This is a genomic window from Burkholderia cepacia (genome assembly GCF_001039005.1).
GTDB classification, from domain to species: domain Bacteria; phylum Pseudomonadota; class Gammaproteobacteria; order Burkholderiales; family Burkholderiaceae; genus Burkholderia; species Burkholderia theae.
The window spans coordinates 1-11,300 of record NZ_LDWR01000081.1; the positions used below are offsets into that span (position 1 = coordinate 1).

Genomic DNA, 11,300 nt, shown 5'->3' on the forward strand with positions numbered 1-11,300 from the left:
GCGCGGCCGATACGATCACTACGTCCGTCATTTCCCTTTCCTCCAGGCCCGCACGACACGGCGCATCGCTACCGGCCCTGTTAAAAAAACTGCGGTGCATCGGACAGCGTGCGCCGCTGTCCGGTTTTCGTCAATCGCGCTGCAACACGTAACGTCCCGGCGCCGGCTCGATCACCGGGAACTGCGCGGAACCGGACTGGGCGGGCGCCGCCACTTTGCGGCCGCCGTACTGGTCGAGCCATTCGACCCAGGTCGTCCACCAGCTTCCCGGCTGCTCGGTCGCGCCGGCAAACCAGTCGTCCGGGGATTCGGGCAGGTCGCTGTCGTTGACCCAGTAGCTGCGCTTTTTCTTCGCCGGCGGATTGATCACGCCCGCGATATGACCTGACGCGCCCAACACGAACTTCAGCGGGCCCGTCAGGATCGACGTCGATACGTAGGCCGTCTGCCACGGCACGATGTGATCCTCGCGCGAGCCGTAGACGAAGGTCGGCACGTCGATCAGCGACAGGTCGACGGCCTCGCCGCATACGGTCAGCTCGCCCGGTTCGCGCAGCTTGTTCTCGAGATAGGTATTGCGCAGGTACCACGCGTACATCGGCCCCGGCAGGCTCGTCGAATCGCTGTTCCAGTACAGCAGGTCGAACGGCGCGGGCGTACGGCCCTTCAGGTAGTTGTCGACGACGTAGTTCCACACGAGGTCGTTCGGGCGCAGGAACGAGAACGTGTTCGCGAACTCGACGCCGCGCATCAGCCCCGGTTGCGTGCCGTTCTTGCCGCCGATGGTCTGCTCGCGCATCTGCACGTGCGCCTCGTCGACGAACACGTCGAGAATGCCCGTGTCGGTGAAGTCGAGCATCGCGGTGAGCAGCGTCATCGACGCGGCCGGATGTTCGCCGCGCGCGGCGAGCACGGCCAGCGCGGTCGCGAGCATCGTGCCGCCGACGCAGAAGCCGAGCGTGTTGATCTGCTCGCGGCCGCTGACCTGCTGCACGGCATCGATCGCCGCGAGCAGCCCTTCGTTCATGTAGTCGTCCCACGTCTTGTGCGCGACCGATGCATCCGCATTGCGCCACGACACGAGGAACACCTGATGGCCGTTCGACAGCGCATGCGCGACGAGCGAATTCTCGGGCTGCAGGTCGAGGATGTAGAACTTGTTGATGCAAGGCGGGACGATCAGCAGCGGCCGCTCGAACACCTTGTCCGTCTTCGGCGTGTACTGGATCAGCTGGATCAGGTCGTTTTCGTAGACGACCGCGCCTTCAGTACACCCGAGGTTCTTGCCGACCACGAACTGCGATTCGTCGGTCTGCGAAATCTTGCCGCGCTGCAGGTCGCCGAGCAGGTTCATCATCCCCTGCCGCAGGCTTTCGCCCTGCGTCTCGAGAATCGATTTCTGCGCGTCGGGATTGAGTGCGAGGAAGTTGCTCGGCGCGGCGGCCGCCGTCCATTGCTGGACCGTGAAACGGATGCGCTCGCGCGTCTTCGGATCGGTCTGAAGCGCGTCGGCCAGTTCCTGCAGATAACGCGCGTTGAGCAGATACCAGGCAGCCGCGAACGCATGCGCGGGCGACGCCTTCCACGCATCGCCGCTGAAGCGGCGGTCCTTCAGTTCGGGGGATTCGAGCTTCGCGGCGGCCGCCTGCTGCATCAGCGTCATGCAATCGCGCGCGTAGTCGGCCTGCAGCGTCTGGAGCCGTTCGGGCGGGATCGCGGCAACCGGCAGCTTCAGCCCTGCGAACGGCGACGCCATGCTGCCGAAATCGGGCATTGACGGCACCTGGAACGGAAACGACGTCGGGAACTGGAATGTCGCGAACGGATTCGCGGTGGCCGACGCAGTCGCGGCGCGCGCCGGATCTGCAAAACCACGCCACGCGTGCAACCACGACTCGAACATCTGCTGCATCGGCTGGGCGGCCGGATCGAATCCGATGCTGCCCGCGGAAGTGCCCGCCTGAGCGGACGTCGACGAATTTTTCGATGCTGTCATTACCTGCCTTACCGGTGATTCGTGAGCGTCAATCGTGAAATCCTGCTCGCGCGCGGCGTGCCGGCTGCGAGCCGGGCCGTCATGCTCTGGAGAGGCGTCTCCAGATTCTGCCGCAGTGCGGTATTTTTATCATTATCGTTTTCCCCATGTGAAGCGCCGCGTCAAACCGCTGAACATTTCTGCGCGGAGATAATCCGTGTGCAACAGACGCGACAAGGGTTCCGGCGAAACATAAAACATATTGGTCGACTTGACTTCGGGATTTTTCATTCGACTGCGCATGCAACGCCGATTTGCCGCCTCAATATCGAGATAACCCGATTTCGCGGCGCAACAAAACCATGCGCGCATGCGCATGCCGTCAATCTGCCAGCCAGATCGCCGCCGCCATGCGGCCCGTTACACGGTCGCGCCGATACGAATAGAAACGTGCTTGCTCGGTGACCGTGCAGGCCGTCCCGCCGCTTACGTGCGCCACGCCCGCACGCGCGAGACGCAGGCGCGCGAGCGCATAGAGATCGGCGAAAAACTTGCCGGACGCGCCGTCGATCGCGACGAACGCATGGCGGGTTTCATCATGCTCCGACTGCGGGGCCGTGTCGAGAAACGCATCGCGCACGTCGGCACCGACCTCGAACGCCTGCGGGCCGATCGCCGGCCCGAGGTACGCATGAAGCGCATCCGTCGCGCCGCCCGCGAGCGCCGCGACGCGCGCCGCGGTCTGCTCGACGATGCCGGCCGAGAGCCCGCGCCAGCCCGCATGCGCGGCCCCCACCGCCCGGCCCTGCGCGTCGCAAAGCAGCACGGGCAGGCAATCGGCCACCATCACGACGCAGACGGCGCCCGCCCGGTCCGTGACACTTGCGTCGGCCTGCACCGGCGCCGCGGCAGCCGGCGCCGCCGCGATCACCTCGTCGGCGCGCACGATCTGCGCGCCGTGAACCTGCTCGAGCCATGCCGCGCTCGTCTGGCCCGCCAGTGCGAGCAAGCGTGCGCGATTCCCGGCGACATGGGCCGGATCGTCACCGGTATGCAGGCCGAGGTTCATCCCGCCCGGCAACGCGGCACCATCCTGCCAGCGCCCGTACGGGCCTTCGCTCACACCGCCGTCGCGCGTCGTGATCAGCGCGCGCACGCGCGGCGACACCTGCCAGTCGGGCTGCACGCAGTCCTGCCACGTCAACGGCGCCAGGTTCGTCATCGGCACTCACTCCTCCTCATCGTCCAGGTACGGCTCATCGTCGTGATATTCGCCGCCGAAATCGTCATCGTCGTAGACACCGTCATCGTCGTCGAATTCCTCGTCGCCCTGCCCGAAGCCGAGCGCAGCGACGAGCGCGTTCATGTCGTCGGGCAGCGGGCAGCGCCATTGCACCATCTTGCCCGTCACCGGATGCACGAGGCCGAGCCGCCAGGCATGCAGTGCCTGCCGCGCGAACCCGTCCGGCAGCGGCGTGACCGAGCGCTTGCCGCGCGCGCGCCCGTAGACGGGATCGCCGAGCAGCGGATGGCCGGCGTGCGAGCAATGCACGCGGATCTGGTGCGTGCGACCGGTTTCGAGGTCGCACTGGATCGCCGAAACCGGCTGACGTTGCCACACGCATGTGTCAACCGTGCGGAAATGGGTGCGCGCGGGCTTGCCCGACGCACCCGTCACGACGGCCATGCGCGTGCGCTCGCGCGGATCGCGGCCGATCGGCGCGTCGATCGTGCCTTCCTCGGGCATCGTGCCCCACACGAGCGCGAAATAGCGGCGCTTCACCGTGCGGGCCTGCAGCTGTCGCACGAGGTCCGTCTGCGCGGCCAGCGTGCGCGCCACCACCATCAGGCCGGACGTTTCCTTGTCGAGCCGGTGGACAATCCCCGCGCGCGGCAGGCCGGCAGCCGCGTCACCGTAGCGATGCAGCAGCCCGTTGAGGATCGTGCCGCTCCAGTTGCCGGCTGCCGGGTGCACGACGAGGCCGGCCGGCTTGTTGATGACGACGAGCGCGTCGTCCTCGTAGATGACGTCGAGCGGCACGGGCTCCGGCGTGAACGCGAGTTGTTCCGGAAGCAGATCGGGCACGAGCTCGATCGTCGCGCCGAGCGGCACCGGCTGGCGGATCTTCGCGGGCGCGCCGTTGACGAGCACGCGCTGCGCCTCGATCCAGCTCTGCAGGCGGCTGCGCGAGAATTCGGGGAACAGTTGGGCGAGCGCCTTGTCGAGGCGTTCACCCGCGAGCGACGACGGCACTTCGACGACGCGCGGCGTGTCATCGACGGCCGCGGACGGCACAACGGGCGGTTGCAATGCGTCACCAATCAGATCGTCATCGAGGGAATCCCCCGAGGCAGCGTCGGCGGGCCGATCGCTTGGGCTATAATCTTCGCGATTTGGTGTGCCCGGCTGGGCATTCTGCGAACTTGAACGGGTCATTTAGACTGGGTCACCGAGACTTGAAGCTAGGACATGCGAGCATGATGAATTCGACCAAACGCACGGCCAGAACCGTCGCCGCCCGGGCTGCGGCGGTAGCGGCCGCGGCCCTCATCGCCGGCTGCCACGGCTTGCCGCAGAAACAGGACGAGACGGCTACCTGGTCGAATAACAAATTATACTCAGAGGCCCAGGACGCACTGTCCGGCGGCGACTGGGGCAAATGCGCGAAATATTTCGAATCGCTGCAAGGTCGCGATCCGTTCGGTCATTTCGCGCAACAGGCGCAGATCAACGTTGCATACTGCAACTGGAAGGACAACGAAGCGGCAGCCGCTGACCAGGCCGTCGACCGATTCATCCAGCTCCACCCCGATCATCCGGATATCCCGTACGCGTACTACCTGAAGGGGATGATCCACTTCAACGACGATCTCGGCCTGTTCGGCCGCTTCTCCGGCCAGGACATGAGCGAGCGCGATCCGCAGGCACTGCGCGAATCGTACGATGCGTTCAAGGTCGTCGTCGACCGCTTCCCGAAGAGCAAGTACGCGCCCGACGCCGCGGCACGGATGCGCTACATCGTCAACGCGCTTGCGTCGCACGAAGTACACGCGGCCGACTACTACTACCGGCGCGGCGCCTACGTCGCGGCAATCAACCGCGCGCAGCTCGCGATCAAGGACTACAAGGGCGCGCCGGCGATCGAGGACGCGCTGCACATCATGATCCTGTCGTACGGCAAGCTGGACCAACCGCAACTCGCCGAGGACACGAAGCGCGTGCTCGCGGGTACGTTCCCCGACAGCCCGTACGTCACGGGCCACTCGCGCCCCGGCGCGAAGAAGTCGTGGTGGCAGTTCTGACGAACGCGCGACGCAACGCCCGTTGCACACACAAAAAACCCGGCCATCGAGCCGGGTTTTTTATTGGCGTCGCATGCATGCGACGCAGGTGAACTCGCGCGGCAATCGCCACGCGCGCCGTCACGTGCGCTTGTCCGAGCGTTGCTCGTCGAAGAAATCCTGGACGACCGCAATCTCGCGGGTCCGCTTGAACGGCGGCAGGCTCTGCCAGATCCGGCGCCCGTAGGGCTTGTCGACGAGCCGCGTGTCGCAGATCATCAGCACACCGCGATCCGTCTCCGCGCGAATCAGCCGGCCCGCGCCCTGCTTCAGCGTAATCACGGCCTGCGGCAACTGGTGCACGGCGAACGGGCTCAGCCCCTTCTTCGTCAGCGCGTCGAGCCGCGCGGCCAGCACCGGATCGTCCGGCGGTGCGAACGGCAGCTTGTCGATCACGACGAGCGACAGCGCGTCGCCGCGCACGTCGACGCCTTCCCAGAAGCTCTGGCTACCGACCAGGATTGCGTTGCCGTACGCGCGGAAGCGGTCGAGCAACTCGGTGCGGCTCGCATCGCCCTGCACGAGCAGCGGCGTGTTCCAGCCGCGCGACTCGATCACGTCGCGCAGCTTCGACGCGATCCGGTCGACCGCGCGCAGCGTCGTGCACAGCATGAACACGCCGCCGCCGGACGCCTCGATCGCCGGCAGCGCGGCATCGAATACGGCATCGGTAAACGCCGGCGAAGACGGTTGCGGCAGGTTGCGCGGCACGTACAGCAGCCCCTGCGTCTGGTAGTCGAACGGGCTCGCGAGCGTCATCGAGCGACGCGAACTCAGGCCCATCTGCGCCGCGTAGTGCGTGAAATCACCGCGCACCGACAACGTGGCCGACGTGAACACCCACGCACGCGGCACGCCCGCGCGCTGCTTTGCAAAGATCGGCGCGACCGACAGCGGCGTTTCGTGCAGCTGGACGGTATGCGCGAATACCTCGACCCAGCGCACCTTCTCGTTCGGATCGCCGTCGGACGCCGCCTTGTCGCCGGCCGCCGCCGCATCGGCCTTCGCGGCTTCCTCCGCCGCACCGGGGGCGACCCAGCCGGCCAGCAAGTCCTGCAGCTCGCGTGCGCGCCGCAGGCACGCACCGAGCGATTCCGCCCGCTCGGCCTGGCTGGCAAGCGCCGACGCGAGCGCGTCGAGCGCGGCCTCGAGTGCGTCGAGCGCGCCGAACATCGGGTGATCGTCGCCAAGCTGGGCGAGCGACATGCGTACGATCTGGTCGTTCGCGAATGCAAGGCGCAAGTCGCGCGCCGCGCGTTCGAGCTCGCCGCCGAGCTTCACCCACTCGACCGCGTCGCGCGCGTGGCTCAGCCCTTCGGCCACGGTGTCGCGTGCGAGCTCGAGAATCTGCGTCGTCGACAGCGTCTCGCCGAAGAACAGCGTCGCCGTCTCGGGCAACTGGTGCGCCTCGTCGAAGATGACCGTGTTCGCGTTCGGCAGCAGCTCGGCCATCCCCGTGTCGCGCAGCATGATGTCCGCGAAGAACAGGTGGTGGTTGACGACGACGACATCGGCCTGCTGCGCCTCGCGCCGCGCCTGCATCACGAAGCACTCCTTGTAGTGCGGGCACTCCTGGCCGAGGCAGTTGTCGCGCGTCGACGTGACCATCGACCACACAGGCGCCGTTTCCGGCACGCTCGCGAGTTCGGCCTTGTCGCCGCTCTTCGTGATCTTCGCGAAGCGGACGATTTCCTGCAGATAGGCCGTGTCCTGCCGCGACGGCAAGCGGCCGTTATCGGCCGTGCGTTGCAGGTAGTAGTGGCACAGGTAGTTTGCGCGCCCCTTGAGCATCGCGACCGTCACCGGCACCGCGAGTGCGTTGCGCACGGTCGGGATATCGCGCTGGAACAACTGGTCCTGCAGGTGCTTCGTGCCGGTCGACACGATCACCTTGCCGCCCCACAGCATCGCGGGCACGAGATACGCATAGGTCTTGCCGGTACCCGTACCGGCTTCGACGATCAGCGTGTTGTCGCCCGAGTCGCTGTCGGGCTCGGCCGCCGCCGCGGCGTCCGCGCCCGGCTCTGCCGTCTTGTCGCTGTCGCCGAGGCGGCGCGCCGGACGCTTGCGGGTTTCGAAGATCTCGGGCTCGGGCATCCGGCGCGCGGACGCTTCCATCGCGGACGCAACCGCACGCGCCATCTCGATCTGCGACGTACGCGGCCGATAGCCGTCGAGCGCACGTGCCAGCAACCCGCCTTCGCCGAAGATCGTGTCGAGTTCGTCGACGCGCTTGCGGCTCAGTTCGAAAGTGCCTTCGGGCGCACGAACGCGCCCGGCGGACGACGTGTCACGCCGGGCATCGGGGGTGGCTTCAAGCGGAGAATTCAAGGCAAGCGTTCCTGTGTGTCCAGCGCCTGTGCGGCGCCGGCGCTTGCCAGGCCGCGCTCAGGCGCGCTTATCCGGTTCCAGCTGCGATTGCAGCAAAATGATTTTGTCTTTGGCCGCCAGCTTTTCCTTCTTCAGCCGGTGCAGCGTGATGTCGTCGATGTCGGAGTGTCCTTCCTTCAGCTCGATCTCCCGAGCGAGCTGCTGGTGCTGCTCCTGCAATGCAGCCAAACGGTTGTGCAATTCCTGCTGCTGTTCCGTGTGACGGTTTTGCATATTTGCCTCCTCATCGAAGCAGCGCACCGGCTGGCGTGCCGGCGCGCTTGAGACTGATTCCGGATCAATCCAACACGTTACTGCCCCTGCTGTTGCTGCTGCTTGGCCTTCTCGGCGGCTTCCTGCTGGCGCCGCTCGACGTCGGCCTTGTGCTGCACGGCTTCCTTCTGCTTCTGCTCGTAGCGCGCGGCATTGTCCGCCCGCTCCTGCGCCTTCTGCGCAGCCTGCTGGTGCGCCTGGTCGAGCTTGTGCTGGAAGTCGGCCTGCTTCTGGTCGTATGCCTGCTTGCTCGCCGCGCGCTGCGGCCCTTCCGCGCCGCGCTGCGCCTGCTTCAGCGCATTTTGCTCCTGCTTGTCGCGGAACGCAGCCGCGTTCGCCGCGTCGGTCGCCGCGCGCTGCGGTGCTTCCGCCGCGTTCTGCGCCTGCTTCAGCGCCTGTTGCTGGTCGCGCTGCTGCGCGCGCACCGCGCGCTGCTCGTCATTGAGCGCGAGTTGCTCCTGGCGGATGCTCGCCCGCTCGTCGCGCATCTGGTCGCGTGCCTTGCCGAGACAGTGATTGACGAAGAATTTGCTGTAGCAATCGTGCTCGGCCACCGCATAACGATAATCGTTTTCCGCGGAGCGTTGATTGAGCACTTTTTGACGGGCGTCGAAATCCGGTGCGGCGGAGGCCGCGGCAGGCGCGGCCGCGACGGCGTCCGGCGCGGTTGCGCCCGAGGCCTGCGCGAAAACGCAGGAAGGCCCGGCAGACAAAGCCGCGGCGAGCGCTGCGCCGAGCGCGACGAGAGAAATGCGGGAAGTTGGCAACGTCGTAGGAAAGCTGCGGGACATGTGTCAAATTCTATCACCCCCGGCTGGACGCTCCGCCATTTATGGCAAAATGCCCCGCTTCACTCACCCGCGGCCTCAGGCCCGTCGGGCCCGCCATGCAGCCCGCCGCTTCGGGCCTGCCGGCCCGCGCCGCGATTTCAGCAGGCAGATCATCCACGACATGACGGAAACCGTAGCACTCAAGATCGTACAGCGCATCGCCACCGAACTGTCCGTCCAGCCGCGCCAGGTCGCGGCGGCCGTGCAACTTCTCGACGAAGGCTCGACCGTTCCGTTCATTGCCCGGTACCGCAAGGAAGTGACCGGCAACCTGGACGACACGCAGTTGCGCCAGCTCGAGGAACGCCTCCTGTATCTGCGCGAGCTCGAGGATCGCCGCGCGACGATCCTGTCGAGCATCGACGAACAGGGCAAGCTGACCGACGAACTGCGTGCCGCGATCGACGCGGCCGACAGCAAGCAGGTGCTCGAAGACCTTTATCTGCCGTACAAGCCGAAGCGCCGCACGCGCGCACAGATCGCCCGCGAAGCCGGCCTCGAGCCGCTCGCGCAGGCGCTGCTCGCGAACCCGCTGCTCGACCCGCAGGCCGAGGCGGCCGCGTATGTCGACGCCGACAAGGGTGTCGCCGACGTAAAGGCCGCGCTCGACGGCGCGCGCGACATCCTGTCCGAACAGTTCGGCGAAACGGCCGAGCTGCTCGGCAAGCTGCGCGACTACCTGCACAACCAGGGCGTCGTGTCGTCGGCCGTCGTCGAGGGCAAGGAAAACGAGGAAGGCGAGAAATTCCGTGACTATTACGACTACGCGGAAACGATCAAGACCGTGCCGTCACACCGCGCACTCGCACTGTTTCGCGCGCGCAACGCGGGCGTGCTGACGGTCAAGCTCGGCCTCGGCGAAGAGCTCGACGCACAAGTGCCGCATCCCGGCGAGGCGATGATCGCGCGCCATTTCGGCATCGCAAACCAGAATCGCCCGGCCGATAAATGGCTGTCGGACGTGTGCCGCTGGTGCTGGCGCGTGAAGGTGCAGCCGCATATCGAGAACGAACTGCTCACGCAACTGCGCGAAACGGCCGAAGCCGAAGCGATCCGCGTATTCGCGCGCAACCTGAACGACCTGCTGCTCGCGGCACCGGCCGGCCCGAAGGCCGTGATCGGTCTCGACCCCGGCCTGCGTACGGGCGTGAAGGTCGCGGTCGTCGACCGCACCGGCAAGGTGCTCGCGACCGACACGATCTACCCGCACGAACCGCGCCGCGACTGGGACGGCTCGATCGCAAAGCTCGCGCGCATCGCCGCGCAGACGCAGGCCGAACTGATCAGCATCGGCAACGGCACCGCGTCGCGCGAAACCGACAAGCTCGCGAGCGAACTGATCGCGAAACACCCGGAGCTGCGCCTGCAGAAGATCGTCGTGTCGGAAGCCGGTGCGTCGGTCTACTCGGCGTCCGAACTCGCGGCGAAGGAATTCCCCGAAATGGACGTGTCGCTGCGCGGCGCCGTGTCGATCGCGCGCCGCCTGCAGGACCCGCTCGCCGAACTCGTGAAGATCGAGCCGAAGGCGATCGGCGTCGGCCAGTACCAGCACGACGTGAACCAGCGCGAACTCGCCCGCTCGCTCGACGCGGTCGTCGAGGATTGCGTGAACGCGGTCGGTGTCGACGCGAACACGGCATCGGCCCCGCTGCTCGCGCGCGTGTCGGGCCTGAACGCGACGCTGGCGCGCAACATCGTCGATTACCGCGATGCGAACGGCCCGTTCCCGTCGCGCGAACACCTGCGCAAGGTGCCACGCCTCGGCGACAAGACGTTCGAACAGGCTGCCGGCTTCCTGCGCATCAACAGCGGCGAGAACCCGCTCGACCGCTCGTCGGTGCACCCGGAAGCCTATCCGGTCGTCGAACGGATGCTCGCGAAGATCAACAAACGCATCGACGACGTACTCGGCAACCGCGACGCGCTGTCGGGCCTGTCCCCGACGGAATTTGTCGACGAACGTTTCGGCCTGCCGACCGTACGCGACATCCTGTCGGAACTGGAGAAGCCGGGCCGCGATCCGCGTCCGGAATTCAAGACGGCGACGTTCCGCGAAGGCGTCGAAAAGGTGTCGGATCTCGTGCCGGGCATGACGCTGGAAGGAGTCGTGACGAACGTCGCCGCATTCGGCGCGTTCGTGGATATCGGCGTCCACCAGGACGGCCTCGTCCACGTGTCGGCGATGTCGACGAAGTTCATCAAGGACCCGCACGAAGTCGTGAAGGCCGGTCAGGTCGTCAAGGTGAAGGTGATCGACGTCGACGTGAAGCGCCAGCGCATTGCGCTGACGATGCGCCTCGACGACGACGCGGCAGCGCCCGGCATGTCGGCACGCGGCAGCAGCCAGGATCGCGGCAATGCCGGACGCGGCGCCGCACGCCCGCCGCGCTCGCGCGAGCCGGAACCGGCCGGCGCGATGGCCGCGGCATTCGCGAAGCTGAAGCGCTGAGCACGCGAAGGCCCGTCGACGCACGAAAAGCCCGCCGCAAGGCGTAATGCCGTTCAGTTAA

Annotated in this window: 8 protein-coding genes; 2 read left to right on the forward strand and 6 right to left on the reverse strand. The window is 66.6% G+C overall.

Annotated features, from left to right (window positions below; translation table 11 throughout):
• Nucleotides 1–130 precede the first annotated feature (130 nt).
• From phaC to VL15_RS36020, 3 genes are all read right to left on the reverse strand, one after another.
• The gene (phaC, locus tag VL15_RS36010; protein WP_048251551.1) at nucleotides 131–1,996 is read right to left on the reverse strand and encodes a class I poly(R)-hydroxyalkanoic acid synthase; all 1,866 of its coding nucleotides are present in this window, start codon (nucleotides 1,994–1,996) and stop codon (nucleotides 131–133) included.
• A 361-nt stretch (nucleotides 1,997–2,357) separates the two neighbouring features.
• Nucleotides 2,358–3,197 (reverse strand): peptidoglycan editing factor PgeF, encoded by an 840-nt coding sequence (gene pgeF / locus VL15_RS36015; RefSeq protein ID WP_048251557.1) that lies wholly within the window; start codon nucleotides 3,195–3,197, stop codon nucleotides 2,358–2,360.
• A gap of 6 nt (nucleotides 3,198–3,203) precedes the next feature.
• The gene (locus VL15_RS36020) at nucleotides 3,204–4,412 is read right to left on the reverse strand and encodes an RluA family pseudouridine synthase (protein ID WP_048251552.1); all 1,209 of its coding nucleotides are present in this window, start codon (nucleotides 4,410–4,412) and stop codon (nucleotides 3,204–3,206) included.
• Nucleotides 4,413–4,453: 41 nt separating this feature from the next.
• Between VL15_RS36020 and VL15_RS36025 the strand changes: the two genes are divergently transcribed.
• The gene (locus tag VL15_RS36025; RefSeq protein ID WP_048251553.1) at nucleotides 4,454–5,278 is read left to right on the forward strand and encodes an outer membrane protein assembly factor BamD; all 825 of its coding nucleotides are present in this window, start codon (nucleotides 4,454–4,456) and stop codon (nucleotides 5,276–5,278) included.
• Nucleotides 5,279–5,398: 120 nt separating this feature from the next.
• On the opposite strand, the gene VL15_RS36030 is transcribed toward VL15_RS36025, so the two are convergent.
• The 3 genes from VL15_RS36030 to VL15_RS36040 all read right to left on the reverse strand — a co-directional run bounded on the left by VL15_RS36030 (nucleotide 5,399) and on the right by VL15_RS36040 (nucleotide 8,751).
• Entirely contained in the window at nucleotides 5,399–7,648 is a 2,250-nt protein-coding gene (locus tag VL15_RS36030) for an ATP-dependent DNA helicase (RefSeq protein WP_048251554.1), read from the reverse strand.
• A 57-nt stretch (nucleotides 7,649–7,705) separates the two neighbouring features.
• Nucleotides 7,706–7,921, reverse strand: coding sequence for a YdcH family protein (locus VL15_RS36035; protein WP_006478692.1), 216 nt, complete (start codon nucleotides 7,919–7,921; stop codon nucleotides 7,706–7,708).
• Nucleotides 7,922–7,998: 77 nt separating this feature from the next.
• Entirely contained in the window at nucleotides 7,999–8,751 is a 753-nt protein-coding gene (locus tag VL15_RS36040) for a hypothetical protein (RefSeq protein WP_048251555.1), read from the reverse strand.
• A gap of 160 nt (nucleotides 8,752–8,911) precedes the next feature.
• Here VL15_RS36040 and VL15_RS36045 point away from each other — a divergent pair, with 160 nt between their 5' ends.
• The gene (locus VL15_RS36045) at nucleotides 8,912–11,239 is read left to right on the forward strand and encodes a Tex family protein (RefSeq protein ID WP_048251556.1); all 2,328 of its coding nucleotides are present in this window, start codon (nucleotides 8,912–8,914) and stop codon (nucleotides 11,237–11,239) included.
• Nucleotides 11,240–11,300 lie beyond the last annotated feature (61 nt).

Bases quoted from the DNA above. Each gene is read 5' to 3' on its own strand.
- phaC (WP_048251551.1), bottom strand. From the start codon at position 1,996: ATGACAGCATCGAAAAATTCGTCGACGTCCGCTCAGGCGGGCACTTCC.
- VL15_RS36045 (WP_048251556.1), top strand. From the start codon at position 8,912: ATGACGGAAACCGTAGCACTCAAGATCGTACAGCGCATCGCCACCGAA.
- VL15_RS36020 (WP_048251552.1), bottom strand. From the start codon at position 4,412: ATGACCCGTTCAAGTTCGCAGAATGCCCAGCCGGGCACACCAAATCGC.
- VL15_RS36025 (WP_048251553.1), top strand. From the start codon at position 4,454: ATGATGAATTCGACCAAACGCACGGCCAGAACCGTCGCCGCCCGGGCT.
- pgeF (WP_048251557.1), bottom strand. From the start codon at position 3,197: ATGACGAACCTGGCGCCGTTGACGTGGCAGGACTGCGTGCAGCCCGAC.
- VL15_RS36035 (WP_006478692.1), bottom strand. From the start codon at position 7,921: ATGCAAAACCGTCACACGGAACAGCAGCAGGAATTGCACAACCGTTTG.
- VL15_RS36040 (WP_048251555.1), bottom strand. From the start codon at position 8,751: ATGTCCCGCAGCTTTCCTACGACGTTGCCAACTTCCCGCATTTCTCTC.